This is a genomic window from Pseudoclavibacter sp. RFBG4 (genome assembly GCF_002931515.1).
Taxonomy (GTDB): domain Bacteria; phylum Actinomycetota; class Actinomycetes; order Actinomycetales; family Microbacteriaceae; genus Pseudoclavibacter.
Genome location: NZ_PSYC01000028.1, coordinates 131,901 through 152,088, shown reverse-complemented (window position 1 = coordinate 152,088; position 20,188 = coordinate 131,901). Strand labels below are relative to the sequence as shown.

18 protein-coding genes and 1 tRNA gene are annotated in these 20,188 nt (G+C 67.0%); 13 read left to right on the top strand and 6 right to left on the bottom strand.

Features of this window, described 5'->3' with window-relative positions; genetic code table 11:
* Positions 1 to 27 precede the first annotated feature (27 nt).
* Both C5E10_RS11295 and C5E10_RS11290 read right to left on the bottom strand, forming a co-directional pair.
* A complete protein-coding gene (locus C5E10_RS11295) occupies positions 28 to 705 on the bottom strand; it encodes a response regulator transcription factor (RefSeq protein WP_104331710.1) in 678 nt (225 codons plus the stop codon).
* Entirely contained in the window at positions 693 to 2,435 is a 1,743-nt protein-coding gene (locus C5E10_RS11290; RefSeq protein WP_146080240.1) for a sensor histidine kinase, read from the bottom strand. The genes C5E10_RS11295 and C5E10_RS11290 overlap by 13 nt, the downstream gene beginning before the upstream one ends.
* A 238-nt stretch (positions 2,436 to 2,673) precedes the next feature.
* Here C5E10_RS11290 and C5E10_RS11285 point away from each other — a divergent pair, with 238 nt between their 5' ends.
* The gene (locus C5E10_RS11285; RefSeq protein WP_104331708.1) at positions 2,674 to 3,258 is read left to right on the top strand and encodes a hypothetical protein; all 585 of its coding nucleotides are present in this window, start codon (positions 2,674 to 2,676) and stop codon (positions 3,256 to 3,258) included.
* Here C5E10_RS11285 and C5E10_RS11280 read toward each other — a convergent pair whose 3' ends face one another.
* On the bottom strand, positions 3,259 to 4,767 hold the full coding sequence (locus C5E10_RS11280) for a PucR family transcriptional regulator (protein ID WP_104331707.1): 1,509 nt from the start codon (positions 4,765 to 4,767) through the stop codon (positions 3,259 to 3,261).
* A 172-nt stretch (positions 4,768 to 4,939) separates the two neighbouring features.
* On the opposite strand from C5E10_RS11280, the gene C5E10_RS11275 reads away from it, so the two are divergent.
* From C5E10_RS11275 to C5E10_RS11265, 3 genes are all read left to right on the top strand, one after another.
* A complete protein-coding gene (locus C5E10_RS11275; protein ID WP_104306428.1) occupies positions 4,940 to 6,448 on the top strand; it encodes an amino acid permease in 1,509 nt (502 codons plus the stop codon).
* Entirely contained in the window at positions 6,445 to 8,157 is a 1,713-nt protein-coding gene (locus tag C5E10_RS11270; protein WP_374953504.1) for a flavin monoamine oxidase family protein, read from the top strand. The genes C5E10_RS11275 and C5E10_RS11270 overlap by 4 nt, the downstream gene beginning before the upstream one ends.
* Positions 8,158 to 8,448: 291 nt before the next feature.
* Positions 8,449 to 9,021 (top strand): hypothetical protein, encoded by a 573-nt coding sequence (locus C5E10_RS11265; protein WP_146080238.1) that lies wholly within the window; start codon positions 8,449 to 8,451, stop codon positions 9,019 to 9,021.
* 57 nt (positions 9,022 to 9,078) lie between these two features.
* Here C5E10_RS11265 and C5E10_RS19420 read toward each other — a convergent pair whose 3' ends face one another.
* Both C5E10_RS19420 and C5E10_RS19415 read right to left on the bottom strand, forming a co-directional pair.
* Entirely contained in the window at positions 9,079 to 9,369 is a 291-nt protein-coding gene (locus tag C5E10_RS19420) for a transcriptional regulator (protein ID WP_258064024.1), read from the bottom strand.
* Positions 9,366 to 9,767 carry a hypothetical protein gene (locus tag C5E10_RS19415; RefSeq protein WP_258071098.1) on the bottom strand — a complete coding sequence of 134 codons (402 nt, stop codon included), beginning with the start codon at positions 9,765 to 9,767 and terminating at the stop codon, positions 9,366 to 9,368. Before C5E10_RS19415 ends, C5E10_RS19420 begins: the two co-directional genes overlap by 4 nt.
* A gap of 169 nt (positions 9,768 to 9,936) precedes the next feature.
* On the opposite strand from C5E10_RS19415, the gene glsA (C5E10_RS11255) reads away from it, so the two are divergent.
* A complete protein-coding gene (glsA, locus tag C5E10_RS11255; protein ID WP_258071097.1) occupies positions 9,937 to 10,974 on the top strand; it encodes a glutaminase A in 1,038 nt (345 codons plus the stop codon).
* Between the two features lie 10 nt (positions 10,975 to 10,984).
* A complete protein-coding gene (gene glsA / locus C5E10_RS11250; protein ID WP_308471384.1) occupies positions 10,985 to 12,031 on the top strand; it encodes a glutaminase A in 1,047 nt (348 codons plus the stop codon).
* Between the two features lie 109 nt (positions 12,032 to 12,140).
* Here glsA (C5E10_RS11250) and C5E10_RS11245 read toward each other — a convergent pair whose 3' ends face one another.
* The gene (locus tag C5E10_RS11245; protein ID WP_104242287.1) at positions 12,141 to 13,403 is read right to left on the bottom strand and encodes an MFS transporter; all 1,263 of its coding nucleotides are present in this window, start codon (positions 13,401 to 13,403) and stop codon (positions 12,141 to 12,143) included.
* A gap of 401 nt (positions 13,404 to 13,804) precedes the next feature.
* Between C5E10_RS11245 and C5E10_RS11240 the strand changes: the two genes are divergently transcribed.
* The 7 genes from C5E10_RS11240 (at position 13,805) to C5E10_RS11205 (ending at position 20,101) form a co-directional block, all read left to right on the top strand.
* Positions 13,805 to 13,878, top strand: a tRNA-Pro gene (locus tag C5E10_RS11240).
* 763 nt (positions 13,879 to 14,641) lie between these two features.
* Positions 14,642 to 15,616, top strand: coding sequence for a hypothetical protein (locus C5E10_RS19310; protein ID WP_219820357.1), 975 nt, complete (start codon positions 14,642 to 14,644; stop codon positions 15,614 to 15,616).
* Complete coding sequence (locus tag C5E10_RS11225; RefSeq protein WP_104331705.1) at positions 15,606 to 16,514, top strand: hypothetical protein; 909 nt, start codon at positions 15,606 to 15,608, stop codon at positions 16,512 to 16,514. Before C5E10_RS19310 ends, C5E10_RS11225 begins: the two co-directional genes overlap by 11 nt.
* A 3-nt stretch (positions 16,515 to 16,517) precedes the next feature.
* On the top strand, positions 16,518 to 17,552 hold the full coding sequence (locus tag C5E10_RS19305) for an ImmA/IrrE family metallo-endopeptidase (protein WP_219820356.1): 1,035 nt from the start codon (positions 16,518 to 16,520) through the stop codon (positions 17,550 to 17,552).
* A gap of 85 nt (positions 17,553 to 17,637) precedes the next feature.
* Positions 17,638 to 18,282 carry a multiubiquitin domain-containing protein gene (locus C5E10_RS11215; protein WP_104331704.1) on the top strand — a complete coding sequence of 215 codons (645 nt, stop codon included), beginning with the start codon at positions 17,638 to 17,640 and terminating at the stop codon, positions 18,280 to 18,282.
* Positions 18,283 to 18,284: 2 nt separating this feature from the next.
* Positions 18,285 to 18,680, top strand: coding sequence for a hypothetical protein (locus C5E10_RS11210; protein WP_104331703.1), 396 nt, complete (start codon positions 18,285 to 18,287; stop codon positions 18,678 to 18,680).
* A complete protein-coding gene (locus C5E10_RS11205) occupies positions 18,662 to 20,101 on the top strand; it encodes a ThiF family adenylyltransferase (RefSeq protein WP_104331702.1) in 1,440 nt (479 codons plus the stop codon). The genes C5E10_RS11210 and C5E10_RS11205 overlap by 19 nt, the downstream gene beginning before the upstream one ends.
* The last annotated feature ends 87 nt before the right edge of the window (positions 20,102 to 20,188 follow it).

Sequence of the window (20,188 nt, the reverse complement as noted above, 5' to 3'; positions counted from 1 at the left end):
GTTTCGCGTGGCACCCGCGGGTGAGCCTCAGCGCCCGCCGCCGGCATCCACGTCTCCGGCGGCCGCGAGGTAGCGGACGACCGCGAGCACGCGCCGGTGGTCGTCGGCAGCGACGGGCAGGTCGAAGGCGTCGTAGATGTTCGAGGTGTGGTGCACGACGGCCTTCTCGGAGGAGCCGAGCCGCGCGGCGATGTAGCTGTTGCTGCGGCCTTCGGCCATGAGCCCGAGCACGTCGAGCTGCCGGGGTGTGAGCTCCCCGACGGGCCCGCTGATCTTCGTCGCCCGCGCGAGGAGCACGGCCACGACGTCGGGGTCGAGCACGGTGCCGCCCGCCTGCACGTGGCGCAGATCGGCGGTGAAGGCCCGAACATCGGCGATGCGCTGCTTGAGCAGGTAGCCGACGCCACCGTCGCGTTGCCCGATGAGCTCGCTCGCGTAGCGCCGCTGCACGTGCTGCGACAGCACGACCACGGCGGCCTGCGGATGCGCCTGCCGGATGCGGAGGGCAGCGACGAGACCTTCGTCGGTGTAGGTCGGGGGCATCCGGATGTCGGTGATCACGAGGTCGGGCGCGAGCCGCGCGACCTCGACCTCGAGCTCCACGGCGGTGCCGACCGCGGCAACCACCTCGAAGCCGTCATTGCTGAGGACGTGCCCGAGCCCCTCGCGCAGCAGCGCTTCGTCTTCGCCGATCACGACCCGCATGGCAGCTCCACTCGTACTTCCGTTCCCGACCCGAGCGGCGAGACGAGCTCGAAGGAGCCGCCGAGGGTGTCGATCCGGTCGACGAGCCCCTTCAATCCGGTGCCGTCCTCGACCCGTGCCCCGCCGCGGCCGTCGTCTTTCACCGTCACGCTGAGCAGCGCGCCCTGCTGCGTGATGCGCACGTTCACGGTGCGTGCGTCGGAGTGCTTGACGGCGTTCGTGAGGGCCTCGGCCATGATGAGATACGCCGACTGCGACGTCGCGGGAGCCAAGGTGCTGTCGTCGGCGTCGCTGACGAGGCTCGCGGGGATCTCGAGGCGATCGACGAGGTCTTCGGCGGCCGCCGTCAGCCCGCGCTCGACGAGCGCCGACGGCAGCACCGCGTGCACGAGGCGGCGAAGGTCGGCGGCCGCCGTGTCGATGCGGTGCCTGAGCGCGGTCGCCTCGGCCATCGTCGACGGGTGCGCGTCGCCGGAGTTGGCGATCTGCTGGGCCTCGAGCGCGAGCAGCACGAGCTGCACCTGCAGGCCGTCGTGGAGGTCTCGGGCGATGCGGTTGCGCTCGCGGTCGGCGGTCTCCACGATGCGGAGCCTCGACCGCTGCAGCGCCTCGTTGCTCGCGAGGAGCGCGGCGGTGAGGCGCTCGCGGTCGAGCGCGATGGCGAGCACACGACCTGCCCGGCGCACGGTTTCCGGGTCTGCGATCATCCGCTCGTCGTAGCTGATGGCGCCGACCAGTCGGGACTCGACGTGCACCTCCTGCCACTGGCGCGGTGTCGACTGCGCGCGGACCTCCACGTCGAGGCCCGCTTCGTCGACGAACACCTGCCGGTTCTCTGCCCAGTACGCGACCCGCAGCGAGTCGTCGCCGAGCGAGCGGGCGAGCGCCGCCCCGACGACGGTGCGCGCGGAGCCGGCCAGGCTGAGCCAGGCGCTGAGCACCTCCGCCTCCACGGTCTGCGCGTAGCCGCCGATGAGCACGCCGAGGAGGAAGGCGATGGGGATGCCCGCGATGACGACCAGCTGGATGGAGCCGATCACCTCGCCGGGAGCACCGAGGAGGCGCAGCACGTTGGCGGAGAGGGGGATGCTCAGCACCGCGAGGATGCCGGACAGGTACAGGGGGAGCAGGACGCGCAGGTTCTTCGGGTCGGCGGAGCGGAGGCGGCGGATGAGGAGGGCCGCGGTGACCCCCATGACGCCGAGGCCGACAAACGCCTGCACCCAGACTCCGACGAGGTGCGGGAGCGTGTCGGGTGGGAGCACGTACAGCGGGATCTGCAGCAGGAGCGTCACGCCGTAGCCGACGGCCACCGTGGCGATGGAGACGCGCCCCTGCAGGCGTCCGGACGGGAACGCGTGCAGCAGGTGCACCGTGACGGCGAGGATGAGGGTCGCGAAGATGGTGCTCAGCTCCATCAGCACGGGGAGCCCCAGGTTGCCGACCCCGCCGAGGAACATGGCGATCGCGCCGACGAGCAGCAGCCCGCCGACCATGCTCAGGGGGCGCTGCCACCACGCGATGACGCCGGCGGCCGTCCAGACGAAGAACACGGCGGTGAAGGCGAGCGGCACCCAGAACGGGACGGGCGCGTCCACGCCGACGGCGAGCTGCACGCCGCCGAGGGCGAGCGCGAGCACGGCGATGATCAGGAGGGCCGGGCGCAGGGCATCGCCTCGCGTCGCGCGAAGCGGGATGCGTGCTGCTCGGGCGTCGATGGAACGGGTCACGTCGAGGTCACCTCGGCTCAGGCCAAGTGATGCAGCGGTGCGTTCGGCGAGCACTGGTCTCGCTGAGGTGCGGTGCTGCGCGCTGGGAGAGCGTGCCCGAATCCTACCGCGGTGGGGGTGCCTGCGGTGGTGCGCGGGCTACCCTGTTGGCTTGCTGGTGCGGCAGGCTGATCACCGTCTGCAGGGGGCGGAGAAACCCGACTCGGGGCGATCGCGGCGGGGTGAATTGAGGGAGCGCATGTCGGTACGGGCTGGGCGATGGTTTCTGGTCATCGCGGCCGCTGCGTTGCTCGTCGGCGTCGCGTGGTTCGCGCTCGTCGAGGCTGCCGCAGGGCCGTGGGCGCAGGGCTCGGTAGGCGGCGCGGTGCTTGCGCTCCTCGGGGCCGTGGCATTCGCGGTGGGCGGGGTGCTCTTCGGCCGGTTCGTCGAAGCGAGGGTCGAGAAGACCGGTCTCGTGATCAGCTCCGTTCGGCGGAGGGAGCGGGTCATCCCGCTTGCCATCATCGACGAGGTCGTCGTCGTCGAGCGCCTGCTGCTTCCGACGAGGATGGGGCCGGGAACCGCCGCGCGAGTCATCCTGCGGGGCGGCGGCGACACGATCGCGGCGTTCACTCCGCACGGTCTCGGGGTCGTGGATGCGCTGCGCTCGGCCGGGTGCCGCGTCACGCTGGTCAGCGAGCCGCTCTCCCCGGTGCTCGTGCGGCGCCGATACCGAGGCGGGGCGAGTCTCGGCGAGGTGCTCGTGGCTGGGGCGCCGGTGTTCGCGATCGTCGTCGCGGCGCTGGTGCTGCTCTGGGTCCTGGCCGAGTCGTTCGCGGGGTAGCTACTCCACGTACTCGAGGGCGATGACGAGCTCGGCGCGCACGCGGGCGTCGTCGAGGTCGAGCCCGAGCAGCCCCCGCAGCTGGTCGATGCCGCGGCGCACGCTGTTGCGGTGCATCCCGAGTTCGCGGCCCGTCGCATCCCAGTGCCCGTTCGCGTGCAGCCAGGCGCGCAGCAGCGCGAGGCGTGCGTTCCGGGCCTCTACGTCGAGCTCGAGGAGCGGTTCGAGACGTCGCTCGGCGAGGGCTCGCCCCGAGGCCGCGCCGATGAACGAGTGCACGGGCGCGAGGTCGGCGCCGACGCGCACCACCCCGCCGTCCTCCCTCGCTCGCCGCTCGAGTGCGCGAACCTCCGCGGCGGATGCACGCAGCTGCTCGGCCGTGACGGGCCGGCCGACGACGAAGCTCCACCCCTCGTCGAGGAACGCGGTGAGGCGCCGTTCCGTGACGTCGAGGCGGGTGATGAGGGTGACGGTGGCGTGCTCCGCCGAGATGGTGACGAGCTTCGTGTCGAAGAGGCTGCGCCAGCGGTGCAGCTCGCTCGCGTCCTTCAGGGAGGAGGGCGCGCAGGCGACGACGACCCGGAGGGTTCGGGCGCGCGCGTCTCCGCCGGCCGCCTGCAGGAGGAGGTCGCGCCACAGCTCGGTGTCCGGGCCGCCGTCCGGGCGCGCGAATACGTCGTCGGCTTCGAGGAGGAGCGGCACGAGCAGCTGGCCGGGCGCGACGCTGCCGGTGGTGCGCTGCCTCGCGATGAGCTCGAGCATGCCGTGCGCCGTCGTGAGGAACGCGTGCGCCGTCGAGCCCGCCGGGGGAGCGGCCTCCACGAGCAGCGTGCCGAGGGCGGCCCCGCCGAGGCTGCGCAGCGGGTAGGCGGCCGGGCCGCCCCTCGTCTGGTCTGCCGACTCGGCGAGGGCGCCCAGCACGGGCGCGGGTGGCACCTGGCCGGCCCTCGCGCGCACCGCGCCGCCCGGCCCGACGATCGCGGCCCAGGAGCCGAGCCGCTCGGCGAGCGCCGCCGCCACGGCCGTCTCGGGCTGGTCCGCGGAGGCGGCGCGCAGCAGCCGGCGGGTCGCGTCGGCGAGCGTGCGCAGCGCATCTACTCGCCGCAGCTCGGTCATCTCGGCGAAGGTGCGCGACACGGCCACGAACGGGGTGTCGTTGGGGATGCGCACGAGGGTGAGGTCGCTTGCGGTGCAGGCCTCGAGGAGGGCTGGTGGCACCTCGTGGAACACCGGGTCGATGCCGAGGCCGAGCGCGACGACGCCGGCGCTGACGGCCCGTTCGACGTAGCCCTCCAGCTCGGCGTGGTCGAGGTCGCGCAGCCCGACGCCGGCAGTCAGCAGGAACTCGCCGCCGAGGAGGTACGGCGTCGGGTCGGTGAGGTCGCTCGTCGCGACCCAGCGGATGCTTGTGTCGAGGTCGCCGGGCACGAGCACCTCGAGGTGCAGCTCGGGGCGTGCGAGCAGTTGGGCGAGTGAGATCTGGCCGTGTGGTGACGAGGGTGATGGCATGCGAGCTCCCGTGCATTCTGTCGCATCTTCGCGACGAACCGAGCATATCGCCCGTGGATGCACTGCGTGGTGCGACCATACGATTGCCAGGCCCAGCACTGCTGGGCGCAGTTGGACAGCGCCGATCGATCCCTGATCATGCTGGTCCCGAACCCAAGAAGGGCAACCGTCAATGGCGACACCACCCACCACAGCCGGCCGGTCACGCACGCCGCTCGGCACGCAGCTGCTGCGGCGCAAGCCGCTGGAGCAGCTCACCGACGAGTCCCTGACCGAGTCGGGCGAGGGCGGCCTGAAGCGCACCCTCGGCATGTGGCAGCTGACGATGATCAGCGTCGGCGCGACGCTGGGCACAGGCATCTTCGTGATCCTGGGCACCGCAGTGCCGCTCGCCGGCCCCGCCGTCTGGATCGCGTTCGCCGTCGCCGGCCTCGCCGCGCTGCTCTCGGCCCTCTCGTACGCCGAGATGGCGAGCTCGGTGCCCGTCTCCGGGTCGAGCTACTCCTACTCCTACGCGACGATGGGCGAGGGCGTCGCCTGGGTGTGCGGCTGGTGCCTGGTGCTCGAGTACGGCGTCTCGGTGGCCGCCGTCGCGGTCGGCGCCGGGCAGTACGTCAACGAGACGCTCGGCGTCTTCGGCCTCGCGCTCCCGCCGGCGCTCGCTAACCCGATCGGCCTCGACGGCGGCTTCTTCAACCTGCCAGCCGCGGCGCTCGTGATCGTCGCGATGCTGCTGCTCGTGCGCGGCGCGAAGGAGAGCGCCTGGGTGAACACCGTCATGGTCGCCATCAAGGTCATCGTGCTGCTCATCTTCGTGTTCATCGCCTTCACGGCGTTCACGACGGCGAACTTCGAGCCGCTCGCCCCCATGGGTGCGGCCGGCGTCGCGGCCGCCTCGAGCCGCCTCTTCTTCTCCTACATCGGCTTCGACGCCGCCTCCACGGCCGGCGACGAGGCGAAGAACCCGCAGAAGGACCTGCCGCGCGCGATCATCCTGTCGATGGTCATCGTCACGGTCGTCTACATCCTCGTCGCGGTCGCCGCCATCGGCGCGCTCCCGTGGACCGAGTTCAACGACGGCGAGGCGGCGTTCGTGCGCATCCTCACCGACATCACGGGCCAGCCGCTGCTCGCGCTCATGTTCTCGGTCGGCGCGGTCATCGCGATCGCGAGCGTCGTGCTGACGGTCTACTACGGCCAGACGCGCATCCTGTTCCGCATGTCGCGCGACGGCATGGTGCCGAAGATCTTCGGCCGCGTGCGACCCTCGACGGGCACCCCGGTCGCCGGCACGGTCATCGTGGGGTCGATCATCGCGGTCGTCGCCGCGTTCATCCCGCTCGGCGAGCTGGCGGATGCGACGAGCATCGGCACGCTGTTCGCGTTTGCCCTCGTCAACCTCTCGGTCATCTACCTGCGCCGCGCCCGCCCCGAGCTGCCGCGCAGCTACAAGGTGCCGTTCTTCCCCGTCGTGCCGATCCTCGGCATCGTCATGTGCCTCGGCCTCATGGTCACGCTCGGCGGCACCACCTGGATGGTGTTCGGGCTGTGGATGCTCGTGGGTGTCGGCCTGTACTTCGCGTACGGTCGGAAGCACTCCATCGTCGGCGCCATGAGCGAGAACGACTACGTCAACGCGGCGACCGCCGCGACCCCCGTCATCATGAAGGAGCACAAGTGACCATCGCGACCCCGATGCCGAGCGGCCCGCAGCGCGCGGAAGGCGCATCCACGCCGCAGGACTCCCAGCCGGTGACCATGCTCAACCCGGACTTCCCGTTCAGCTACGACGAGTTCCTCACCCACCCGGCCGGCCTCGGGTCGGTACCGGAGCGGATGCATGGCACCGAGGTCGCCGTCGTCGGCGCCGGTCTCGCGGGTGTCGTCGCCGCGTACGAGCTCATGAAGATGGGGCTGAAGCCCGTCATCTTCGAGGCGGACAGCATCGGCGGGCGCCTCAAGACGCGGTCGTTCGATGCGGCGCCGAACGTCATCGCCGACCTGGGCGGCATGCGCTTCCCCGAGTCGGGGCGTGCGTTCTACCACTACGTCGATCTCGTCGGCTTGGAGACGCAGGCGTTCCCGAACCCGCTGGCGGAGGTGACGCCGTCGACGGTCATCGAGCTCGCCGGCACCTCGTTCTACGCCGAGACTCCCGCCGACCTGCCCCCGTTCTTCACGGAGGTGGCGGAGGCGTGGAAGCGTGCGCTGACGGAGGAGGCCGACCTGGTTCGCATCCAGGACGCCATCCGCGCACGCGATACGGAGACCCTGAAGGCCGCATGGAATGAGCTGGTCGAGAAGTTCGACAACCGCTCGTTCTATGGATTCGTGGCAGAGAGCGCGGCCTTCAGGGATCTCAGCTTCGAGCACATCGAGGCGTTCGGCCAGGTGGGCTTCGGCACGGGTGGTTGGGACACCGACTTCGGCAATTCGATCCTCGAGATCCTGCGGGTCGTGTTCACGAACGCCGACGACGCGCACCGCCGCATCGTGGGCGGGGCGCAGAAGCTGCCCGTCGACCTGTGGCACCACGAGCCGACCGAGCTGGAGCACTGGCCTGAGGGCACGAGCCTCGCGAGCCTGCACGGCGGGGTGCCGCGGGGTGCGGTCGCCGCGATCAAGCGCGGGCAGAACGGTGGCGTCAGCATCACGGAGAAGTGGGGGCGCACGCAGGAGTTCGCGTCCGCCATCGTGACCTGCCAGTCGTGGCTGCTGTCGGCGCGCATCGACACGGACGAGGAGCTGTTCACGCCCGAGATGTGGACGGCCATCGAGAAGAGCCACTACATGCTCTCGTCGAAGACGTTCGTGATGGTCGACCGGCCCTTCTGGCGCGACCTGGACCCGGCGACGGGGAAGCCCGTCATGAGCATGACGCTCACCGACCGCCTGCCCCGCGCGACGTACCTCATCGACGAGGGTCCCGACAAGCCCGCCGTGATCCTGCTCTCCTACACGTGGAACGACGACGCCCTGAAATGGCTGGCCCTCGACGCGTCGGAGCGCACGCGGCTCATGCTGCATTCGCTCGACAAGATCTACCCCGGCCTCGACATCGGCGCGCACATCGTGGGGGAGCCGATCACCGTGTCGTGGGAGGCCGACCCCAACTACATGGGCGCGTTCAAGAACAACCTGCCCGGCCACTACCGCTACCAGGAACGCCTCTTCGGGCACTTCGTGCAGGACGAGCTCGACGACCACCAGCGGGGCATCTTCCTCGCGGGCGACGACATCTCGTTCACGGCGGGCTGGGCCGAGGGTGCGGTGACGACGGCCCTCAACGCCGTGTGGGGCGTCGCGAAGCACCTCGGGGGCGCATCCGCTGCCGGGAACCCGGGGCCGGGTGACGTGTGGTCGGAGCTTGCTCCGGTGCGCCTCGACTGAGTGACACGCCCGGACTCCACTTGAGAGGGCCCTGGCAAGCACGTGGGCAGGAGCGGCGAGCACGCGCAGAATTGCTGCAGTATTCCTGCAGAGCTGCCTGGATCGCGCTGCCTCCCGGCTCTTCGCGCGCTTTGATTCGCCCAGCGCGTCGACCGGTTCGCCGAGCTCGGGCAGGGCGTATGCCGCCTGGAAGACTTGTTGCCGGAGGTCACCGCGACCTCCACCAAGGAAATCTCACACAGAAAGCGGGGGTTCGCCTCCGCCCGACACGCAAGATGAATTGGAGTGATCATGAAGGTCCGCAACAGGTTGGTCATGAGCGCGACGGCCGCGACGCTCGCTGCTGCATTCTTCGTTCCCACGACCGCAACAGCTTCGCCGAGCACGACGACGTTCACGGCGGCATCGTCCGGTGCGATGACGCAGGGGCAGGAAGCCGAATTGGCGCAGACCCTCGAGAGCCTCTTCGAAGAGGCGCTCATCCTCGGGCCCGACGGCGTCGTCTCCTACGACCAGGAGAAGGCCGCATCGATCATCGGCGAGCAGGAAGCCGCCGACATCGGAGCCTCGCTCGAGGCGGCGCGTGCGCAGGGCGCTGGACCGCAGGCCTTGCAGTCATCCCAGGCCCGCGCCGCATCGACGGGGAACGCGTTCGTGGACTGCATGGTCGAGAACAGCGTCATCGGCCTGATCTCCGGCATCGTCAGCGGCGAGATCGCCGAGCTCATCCGCGACAAGAAGTGGGACGAGGTCGCGGAGAAGGTCGGCCCGAAGCTCGTGCGCGCCGGAGTTGCCGGCGGCATCGCGGGCGTGGCCGCGAGCCTCGCGGCGGGTGCCGTGCAGTGCAGCCTCTTCAGCGATTGATGGGGCCTTCCTGACGGGTCGCCCGTTCTTGGGCAAGTCGGCTACGGGCTGGGTGGGTCAACCACCCAGCCCGTAGCGCTGCAAGTCGGCCAGGAGTTCGCGGAACCGCCCCCGCCCGCTCGGCGTAGCGCGCACCAGGGTCTGCGGGTAGCGGCCCTTCTGGCCCTTTCTGACCTGGACGAGGCCTGCCTCGTCCAGGAACTTCACGGTTCTCGAGATCTCCGGAACGCCGAGGCCGGTGAACTCCCCGATGGAGGCGTAGTCGGACTCCTCGACCTGCACGAGGAACCCGAGCACCTTGAACCGCGGCGGTGAGAACAGCGCTCGAAGCTCTGGCGTCTCGCTCACGGCCGCGGCCTCCGGAAGACGGCGATGACGAGGGCGAAGAACAGTGCCACCGGGACGAGGGGCAGCGTAAAGACGATGCCGGTGTCGAGGGGAGCGGCTCGGAACGCGTTCCACGCGGTGACGAAGGAGGCGACGGCGACGCCGATCGACAGCCAGTGGGTCCACGGAGCGATGTGCGGCTCGTTCCTCCTGCCGACACGAAGGGCGCGGAAGGCGACCATGGCGAGCGCGGCGAATCCGGTGAGGACGAGGCCGGCGGTGTTGCCGACGGCCGCACCCGCGACGCCGAAGTAGGCGACAACGGGGATGCCGAGGAGCATCACCCAGTCGAAGGCCGAGAGTGTGCGCTTGGGACTCTGTGGCAGTCGGAGCTGCTCGGGGTGCTCTGCTTCGGTCATCGACCTTCCTCTCCATCGATTGATGCGTGCATCTAGTTTCATTTATGCAAGTAGTTGCCGCAACCGGGCCACCCGGATGTCCAGGGTTCTCTCACCTGCCTGGGCCGATCCCGGCTTCGCCCCGGTTCGGTCAGCTGCCCGTCGTGCGGGGCTGGCTAGGGTTGCCCACATGACGCAGACCACGGTGGACGCAACGCACATGTTCGGCGACGAGCCGGAGATGGTGCACTCGAGCCGCTCGGCGATCTCGACGGGGCAGCTGCCCGACTCCGACGACGTGAAGACCGCGGTCGACGAGACGTACGAGCAGTTCTCGTCGGTCGACGACGGCGAGGTGCCCGACTACATTCCGGCGCTGGCGGATGCGGACCCGGACCTGTTCGGGATCTGCATCGTGTCGACCGAAGGGCAGTCGTACAGTCGCGGCGACGCTGAGCTGCTGTTCACGATCCAGTCGATCTCGAAGGCGTTCGTGTTCGCGCTCGTGCGCGAGGAGGTCGGGCACACGAAGGCGCGCGAGCTGGTGGGCGTGAACAACACGGGCCTGCCGTTCGACTCGGTCATGGCGATCGAGCTGAACGGCGGCCGCACCATGAACCCCCTCGTCAACGCGGGTGCCCTGGCCACGTCGGCGCTCGCGCCGGGGGAGACGTGGGAGGAGAAGTGGGACTTCATCCTGAGCGGCCTCTCCGCCTTCGCGGGGCGCGACCTCGAGATCGACGAGGACGCGTTCGCGTCGGAGCGCGAGAACAACATCCGCAACCAGGGCATCGCGCGGCTCCTGCAGAGCTACGGGCACATCACCCTCGACCCGCACGAGGTCACCGAGCTGTACACGCGGCAGTGCGCGCTGCTCGTGAGCACCGAGGACCTCGCCGTCATGGGGGCGACGCTCGCCGACGGCGGGAGGAACCCGAAGACGGGCGAGCAGGTCATCGGGCAGGGTGCATCGAGGGACGCGCTCGCTGTGATGGCCGCGAACGGCCTGTACGAGGCGAGCGGGGAGTGGCTGTACGAGATCGGGATGCCCGCGAAGAGCGGCGTCTCGGGCGGGCTCGTGACGATCGCGCCAGGCAAGGGCGGCTTCGCGAGCTACTCGCCGCGGCTCGACGACGCCGGCAACAGCGTGCGCGGCATCAAAGCCGCGCGGCACCTGTCGAACGAGCTCGGCATGAACCTCTTCGCGTCGGGCACCGTGCAGGACTAGATTCGGGGTCGTGACGACTCTCCCCGAACAGACACTCCTGCCGGAACACCCGACCGCGTTCCCCAGCGAGCCGGACCTCGTGCATCCCGACACCCGTGTCGTCTCGACCGGCAGGCTGCCGGATGCCGAGCATGTGCGGGAGATGCTCTCCGAGACCTACGAGCGGTACCGCCACGTGCAGGACGGCGCCGTCGCCGACTACATCCCCGCGCTCGCGGAGGCCGACTCGTCCTGGTTCGGGCTGAGCCTCACTTCGGCGAACGGGCACCGGTTCTCGTTCGGGGACGCGCAGCTCAAGTTCTCGATCCAGTCGATCTCGAAGGCGTTCGTGTACGCGTTGGTCGTGCAGGAGCTGGGGCACGAGGAGGTGCGCGAGCGGATCGGTGTGAACAACACGGGGCTGCCGTTCAACTCGGTCATGGCGATCGAGCTCAACGGCGGACGCACCATGAATCCGCTCGTCAACGCGGGGGCGATCGCGACGACGTCGCTCGTGCCCGGAAAGACGTGGGATGAGAAGTGGGACTTCATCCATGCGGGGCTGTCGAACTTCGTCGGCCACCCGCTCGAGATCGACGAGCGCGTCTACGAGTCGGAGATGAAGACCAACACTCGCAACCGCAGCATCGCGAGGCTGCTCGAGAGCTATGGGCACATCTCGCTCGACCCGACTCAGGTGACCGAGCTGTACACGCGGCAGTGCTCGCTGCTCGTCACCGCCGAGGACCTCGCCACGATGGGCGCGACGCTCGCCGACGGCGGCGACTGCCCCATCTCGGGCGTGGATGTCGTCGATCCGTCCGTGAGCCGCGACGTGCTGTCGGTCATGGCGACGAACGGCATGTACGAGGCGAGCGGCGACTGGCTGTTCGAGGTGGGCATGCCCGGCAAGAGCGGCGTCTCCGGCGGCATCGTCACGATCGCGCCCGGCAAGGGCTCGCTCGCGACGTTCTCCCCGCCACTGGATGCGGCCGGCAACAGCGTGCGCGGCATCCGCGCCACCCGGCACCTGTCGAACAAGCTCGGCCTGAATATGTTCGCGTCGACGGTGCAGTAGGCGCTCCTGGGGGTTGCGCTCTGCCCGGGCGCTCTCGGCGATCGCTGCCCGGCGTTTCGCCCTCTGAGGCGATCTCCAGAGGGCGAAACGCCGGGCAGCGATTGGTGGGTCAGGCTCCGATGTCGGCGCGTTCGGCTGCGGGGATCGTGCGGAGGCCGGTGGTGTCGAGGGAGTGGCGCTTGTCGCGGCGCTCGACGGAGACGCCGAGTGCGGTGAGGCCCATGCCGAGGACGGCGAGGACGACGCCCACCCAGCCGGGTGCGAGGTAGCCGAGGCCGCCCGCGATGACCATGCCGCCGAGCCACGCGCCAAGGCTGTTGCCGACGTTGAAGGCTGCGTGGTTGATGGCCGCTCCGAGGAGTGCTGCTTCGTCGGCGATGCGCACGAGGCGCGACTGGATGGCCGGGAGCAGCGACGACGAGGTGAGGCCGAGGAAGAACACGGCGACGAACAGGCCGACCGGGTTCGATGCGATGAGGCTGTAGAAGACGAGCGAGGCGATGAACGAGCCGAAGCCGACGAACATGGTGCGGGTCAGGTTGCGGTCTGCCGCCCATCCGCCGATGAGGTTGCCGAGCGTCATGCCGACGCCGAGGGTCGCGAGCACCCACGGCACGATGCCCGGGCCGAGGCCCGTCTCGCGGGTGGTGACCTCGGCGATGTACGAGTAGACGGCGAAGAAGCCGCCGAAGCCGATGGCGCCGACGGCGACCATGATCCAGAGGCGCGGGTTCTTGAAGGCGATGAGCTCCTTCATGGCGCTGCGCTCCGGGTTGCCGGGGTAGCGGGGTACGAAGAAGAACACGAGCAGGAACGTGACGAAGAAGATCGCGGCGACGAGCACGTAGGCGTAGCGCCAGCCGCTGGCCTGGCCGAGCCAGGTCGCGAGGGGCACGCCGAAGATGTTGGCGATTGTGAGGCCGGACAGGGCGAGTGCGACGCCCTGGCCCTGCTTGCCTGGGCCCATGATGCGGGCGGCGAGCAGGGAGGCGACGCCGAAGTACGCGCCGTGGGGGAGCGCGGCGATGAAGCGCATGACGGCGGTCGTGCCGAAGTCGGGCATGAGGGCGGATGCAGCGGAGGCGACGATGAAGATGCCGAGCAGCCAGAAGGCGAGCTTCGTCTGCGACATGCGGGCCGCGAGCACCGCGAACACGGGCGCACCGACGACGACGCCGAGGGCGTAGGCGGAGATGAGGATGCCGGCCTGCGCGATCACCGCATCCGGGTTCTGTTCGAAGCCGGGGAGCAGCTCGCGGGCGATGTCGGGCAGCAGGCCCATCGTGGCGAACTCGGTGACACCGATGCCGAAGCCTCCGAGCGCAAGCGCGAAGAGGGCGATTCCGCGCCGGAAGGGGGTGAGTTCGGGCATGACCTGCATGTTGCGGACCTCTGCTTCTGAGATAGGGGACTGGGTTCGCAACACTGCGCGGGTACCAGGCTATTCCCAGGCGGGAGAATGTGCGAACAATCGGCCGGGTGGATGTGGTTGGGCTGGGTCGGCCGCGTGCGTGCCCACGGCTCAAGCTCAGTCGACCGCTTTCGCCGTCTTCCTCTTCTGCTCGTGGGGCCACCCGCTCCAAATGGCTGCCGGGAGCAGGGTTGTGGCTCGCGGCTGTCGGCGCGGTTGCTCAGCGCATCGCGCCACAACCCTGCGGTGGTCGGCCGGTGTTGCTCAAATCCACCGGTGCACGACACGTTCGACACGGTGGTGCGCGGACCTCCCAGGTTCGGGTAGGATGGTCGAGTTGTCCTCGCGGAGAACGAAAGCCACGGGCTGTGGCGCAGCTTGGTAGCGCACTTGACTGGGGGTCAAGGGGTCGCAAGTTCAAATCTTGTCAGCCCGACGGTGGAGATGTCGCAAGACATCGGAATAGCTCGAACCTGCAGTTGCAGGTTCGGGCTATTTTGTTTTTCGGGTGGGTCCTTTGGGGTTGCCGGTGGGTTGGTAGTCCTTGCTGAGGTCGATGGTGAGCTCGCGGAGGACTTCGCCGGTGGTGGTGTTGATGACGGTCACGTCGAGGTCCTGAATGAGCAAATTGGCGCGGGCTCGCCCTCTTTCGGCGTGGTGGAGCTTTCTGCCAGAGCGGAACTCGGCGACATGTCGCTACAGCTCGGTCAAGACAGAGGGTCGCGGCGCGAAGCCAGTTTTTGTAGTCGTCCGGAAGCGGCTTGTCCTGTTTGTCCTTCTTGGACGCGGGCAAGCTGAGCAACATCGAGCCAGTTTGCATTCTGTGGCTGATCCGCGTCCCTTTCCGACAGGCTGAGGCGACAGGCCTCAAGGTTTGCCCCCAAGTCTGCGCTCAGGCCTTCAGCTCGGCTTGAACCCCAATGGCCTGCGTTCTGTGCTCTCGTCTTCGGCGAGTCCGTTGTGGTCGAATCCACCTCTGGATGGCCACCTAGTTGCGAAGTCGCTCACTCGCGGGTGTCGTTGGCGGACACTAGGGTGGTAAGCATGACGGGATCGAGAGCTTCAACTTACCGGGACCCTGATGGGCTTGAACGCGCTTTCGTTGACCCAGTCGCGCTCGGCTCGGTTCAGCGAGTTGCCGGTCGTGTTCGACCGCGCAGCGGTCGCCAAAACGGCCGGTCTTAGCGCGGAGCCTCGGCATGACGACGACAACACTCATTCGAGACGAGGCACTAGCCCGAGGAACACTCGGGATATCCGCGCTAGCCATGATGCGAAGCGTCATGACAGAGCAGCTGCCCAGATTTCCCGGTGTGCGCACTACCGACTCAGTCGACGATTTCGTCAGCGGTTTCTTTGAGGATAAGGGCACCGGTTACGTAAACGTGATCACTGCCCTGCCTGACGACCGGGCCGCCAAACGGGAGACGCGAAAGTGGGTCGAACGGTGGCTCATCGACCTCACGCGCAAGCAGCCGTGGGGCGCGCTACGGAACCGAATCGAGAAGCGGCTCGAACGTTCCTCCTTTTTTAGTCCGTCAGAGGTCAAGCACTATTGGTTCCTCGCCGACGGCGAGGACACCGACTTGCAAGTAACCGAAACCGCCCTTCGGGAGATCGCAGCTAGCGCCCGAGTTGAGATATCAGTAGCCACGGGCGATGGCTCAGGGGCGTTGGGGAGTAAGGGTCAGCTAGAAGAGATGCTGCGAAGACTGCTCGTCGAGGCGGGCCGATTGCATGTGAGCGAGCTCACGAGGATCTGCGCAGACCGATTCCCGTCATTGCTCGAGACGGGAGATGTTCTGACATCCGCAACTGATGCGGACTGGGACACGGTCGAAGAGACAACACCGGCTGTTGACAGTTCAGAAGTTACCCAGATCAAGGTCGACGACGAAGAGTTCGCCAAGCGGCTGATGCCCCAGCTCACTGAGGTTGAGCTCGCAGCCATTCGTCACGGGGGAGACGCCGCAGCGCTGGCAATCGAACTTGGCGTCGGGCGAACCAGCGCGTACAACGCTGTTCAGAAAGTCCGGGCTCGGTTGACAGAACTTGCAGGCGACAGCACACGAAGCCAGGGAGTCCTCGCTGCCTTGCTCCGCCTTGTGTTGGACGATTCGCCCAATGTCCCGTCATTACACAGTGAGGATAAGGAGGACGCCAATGTCGTCTGAGGCATCAGAGCGCTGGTTGGCACTCTCCCAACAATTTCCCGTTGGGCCGAAGCGGAGGAGCGGCACGCTTCGAAGCGCCGAGGCAACCGATGCCGTTGCAGTTGGGCAGTTGCGGCAGGCCTACTGGGGTGGCGCTAACCTTGTGGTGGTCGTCGATGCCATCGACGACGCGGCAGCGCTAGTCTCCGTGCTCCCGGCCACCTTGGAACCCGGGGTCGAAAACAGGAAGGCCGTCGTCATCGAAGACGACGCTAGCCCTTTGCATGGGGCCGTGACAGTGTGGCCAGCCCACCAGGGGCTGATCCCATTCGCAACTCTTGGCGCGACGATCGCTACTATTCCCAAGCCTCAACTGCAAGCAATCGAGGCCGCCCGTTCAAGCGACACGATCCTGGACGGACTACGTCGAGGCCACGCGGAGCCGGCGCTTGAATCTGGTGCTGCCCTCGCCTTAGCTGACCTTTTCGATGCATTTGACGTGCTTCAAAGCGCACCGCGCCTGCAACCGACTGTCTCAGATCGCGCAGGCGTCCGATTGCAGGTTCCGCTTGAGACCATCATGAGCGCTATAGGAACGTCGCAACCGCGCGCGATGGCAATTCGTATGGGCAAAGAGCTGCTCACCGTCGAGGAGGTCACTCGCCTCGCTGCGTCAGTAGAAGTTCCTGTTGGCGAGGTTCTCGACGCGATTGACCCGCTACCGACGGACCTCCAGCGCGAATTGCAAGAGCCGCGTTGGCGTGCCCGCATCAGGGACCGAGCAACCGATGGCGACGAGAACGATGCCCGCACGCGCCTCGGCTATGAGGCTTACCAGCTTGCAGCTCGTGAAACAGGCCAGGGTCGTGAGCTCTGGCGGCAGCGACTGGACACAGTCCTCGCTACCGACAAGCGATAGCCCATGCGTGCCTCCTTCGACGACACACCAACGCAGGTCGCATCGATGCTGACCGCCTGGGAAGCATTGGGTGGATCTCTCGAAGACCTGACACTTGACGCGTTCACGGTTCTGGAACAGCGCAGCGACCTCACTGTGCTCCGGGTGCCGGAGTTTGTTCCAGCAGACTCGCAGCTTGGATGCTCTGTCGCCGGCGGGTATCGCTGGGAGCCGCCAACACTGGTTGTGACTGAGTCGATGTCTCGACGTCGCCAACAGTTCACGCTCCTGCATGAACTTGGCCACCACATTCAGAAGACAAACATTAGTCTCGGAACAAGAGTGGTCGAGCACCGGGAGCCTGAGGCTTTCGAAGATGCTTGTTGCGACGCTTTTGCTGCACAGATACTCCTTCCTGACGACCTAGTCAACTCGCACATCTCCGATCAGGGCCCTACGGTCGACACTGCCCTGGAACTGTTCGAATCTTCGAACGCATCGCGCTCGGCGATATGCGTCCGCCTTGCCAACCGCCTCCAGTCGCCCGGTGCTGTCGGTGTTATCGACAAGGACGGAACAGTTACCTTTGCGGCTGCGCGCGGTGGCCTGTATCCCCCCGCCCGCGGTAGCAACCAGACCGCGAACCCACTCGTCCGTGCAGCACTCGATGCAAAGGGTGAACGCCGGACCTTCACGCGCGACGACGCACAGATCTGGTACCGCGATGGCCACACTTCTGAACGTCTATACGGTCAGGCGGCATGGGCAGGAGACCTGCTGTTTCTCCTCATGGTCGAATACAGTGCGCCGTGGCTGTCGATGTCTCCACCCAGAGACGGGACCGCCCAGTACACGACCGATCGCTGGGACCAGTGCGAGCACTGCAGCAGATCATTCGTCATCGGCTTCATCTGTCGTAAGTGCAGGCAACCTCGCTGCCCGTCCGAGCACTGTGGATGTACCGCTAAGTCGCAGAAGACGTGCCTTGAGTGCTTCCTCCAGAAACACTCCAACCAGTTCGCTCCCGACTCGAACACGTGTCTGGAATGCGCGAGTTGATCACGGTGTGGACGATTCGTGAGTTGTCCCGTCTCTAACTGTTGAGCAGGCAACCGGCCTGCCACAGAGCAGTTAGGAGCCCACCGTGGCACCGATTAAGAAGATCCGAATCTATATCGACGGCGAACCGATCGACGTTGAGGAGCGACGCCTCACCGGCGCCCAGCTACAAACGCTGATCACGCCGGCGGCCGACAACCTGTGGCTCGACGTCCACGACGCGCAAGATCACCTCGTCGCACCCACTGAACCGGTGGCAATCGAGAACGGCATGCGATTCTTCACCGACCGACCTCGCGTGATCTACATCGACAAGGCCCCCTACGAGGTTCGCACGGCGGCGCTCACCGAGACGCAGTTGCGCGAGCTTCCGACGCCGGCCGTGCGCGCAGACCATGGAGTTTGGAAGGACATCCAGGACGATCTCGACGACCCCATCGAAATGGGCGAGATCGTCGCGATCATCAACGGGGACCGCTTCTTCACGAAGCCGCTTCCGCCGAAGAAGATTCACGTCACGGTCAACCGCCGTCCCGTCACTCTGCACGGTGCAGAACAGACGGGCTTGGCAATCAAGGAAGCCGCGATTGCCCAGGGCGTGCCCATCAAGATCGACTTTCTCCTGTCTCGCAAGGACGGACTGAAGTTCAAGCAGGTCGGCGACACCGAGAACATCCGTGTCCGCAAGGACGACGAGTTCCGCGCAAACGACGGGGACGACAACTCGTGAACATGGCAACAACTACCGCGGCTATTGCGGAAGCGATCGACGAGCTGACACAGACGTTTGCAGACGCAAACATCACTACCGAAGATGACGGAGCGGGCGGGGCTTGGGTCACCGTCAGCGACGTGCCACTCGGGCCGGTGTACGAGCAGGAGAGTTCCTGGATTGCGTTCCAGATTACTTTCCCGTACCCGGAAGCGGACGTGTACCCGTTGTTCGTGCGCCCGGACCTTCGGCGGAAGGACGGCGGTGTTCACGGCGAAGGATTCCAGGCGGTCCAGTGGGGGCCGCGGGCCGAGGCCGGAACGCAACTATCCCGCCGCAGCAACAGGCTCGACCCCGCGATCGACACGGCCGCCACGAAAGTCCTGAAGGTGCTCAAGTGGCTGAGCGAACAGTGAACGATAGCTGGTCGGTCGTGATTACCGGGGAACAGTGGGCCGTCTTGCACGGGCACCTGTTCCCCGGTGACGGGGACGAACACGGCCTCGTCCTGCGATGCGGGATCGCGCGCAGCCCCCGTGGAACTCGACTCCTCGTCCGCGACCTCGTGCCAGCAACTGATGGCGTCGCCTACGTCGAAGGAAGCCGGGGCTATCGCAAGCTCACCGCCGAGTTCGTCGCAGACAACATTGATGTGTGCACACAAGAGAAGCTCGCATACATCGCCGTGCACAATCACGGCGGGCGCGATCGCGTTGGTTTCTCCGGAACCGACATGGCGTCTCACGAACGCGGCTATCCAGCGCTGTTGGACATCAACGACGGAGTCCCTGTCGGCGCACTAGTGTTCGCCAACAATGCGGTGGCAGGTGACATCTGGACGAGTGACGGGAAGCGTCACACCGTCACTGACTTGCGTGTTGTTGGGCGGTCCCAGCGCACGCTCACGCCCGAGCCTGTGTCCGCCAGGGTCGCGGACCCAACTTACGATCGGCAAGCGCGCATCTTCGGCGATCGTGGCCAGGCGATCCTCGCTGGATCTAAAATTGCCGTTGTTGGGCTGGGTGGAATCGGCTCGCTCATTTCCGAGTACCTCGCCAGGCTCGGAGTGGGGGAGCTTCTGCTCATTGACCCTGATCGACTCGATCCGACAAACCTGCCGCGCGTTGTTGGGGCCCGCCGATTTGACGCGCTGCCTCTGCTTCAGAACAACGGACGGCCCCGGTGGATGCAACGACTCGGCGCTCGTTTTGCGACCTCCAAGGTCAGGATCGCGGCGAGAGTCGCTAGCCAGGCCTCCCGGAGTGTGCGGATCAGTACGGTACCGCGCTCCGTTGTTGAGGCGGATGTCGCGGTGCTGTTAACGGACTGCGACCACATTTTCCTCGCTGCCGATTCTGCGCTCGCCCGTCGCCTGATCAACTCGATCACCCATCAATACCTCATCCCCAACACCCAAGTGGGATCAAAAGTCACGGTCGTCGATGGCGTAGTTGCCGACATCTTCTCTGTTTCCCGGATGAGCAGCCCTGGGGGCGGATGTTTGCAGTGCAACGGCTTGATCCCCGCGTGGAAGTTGACGGAAGAAGCTACCAGCGAGATCCAACGCCGTCGGCAGCGATACGTCGAGGACGAGGCTGTTCACGCCCCCAGCGTGATAACCCTCAACGCTGTCGCCGCGTCGCGCGCGGTCGACGACTGGCTCATGGCCATCGGCAGTCTGACAGATTCGGAAACGAGTGCCGACCATTGGGTTGAGTATCACCCACTCACCGATGAGGTAGTCGAGCACGAACCCGCGAAGTCGCCCGAATGCCGCCACTGCGGTGCGTCTCGCTTCGCCCGCGGGGACGGAGTGCCCCTGTTTGCGAAGCCATGAGGAACCAAGGGCGATGAGATCATGGAAGGGAGTGGCTCGGGGCCAGTGCGAGACCCGCGCAACTCGATCTCCAGCAACTGAGCGTGG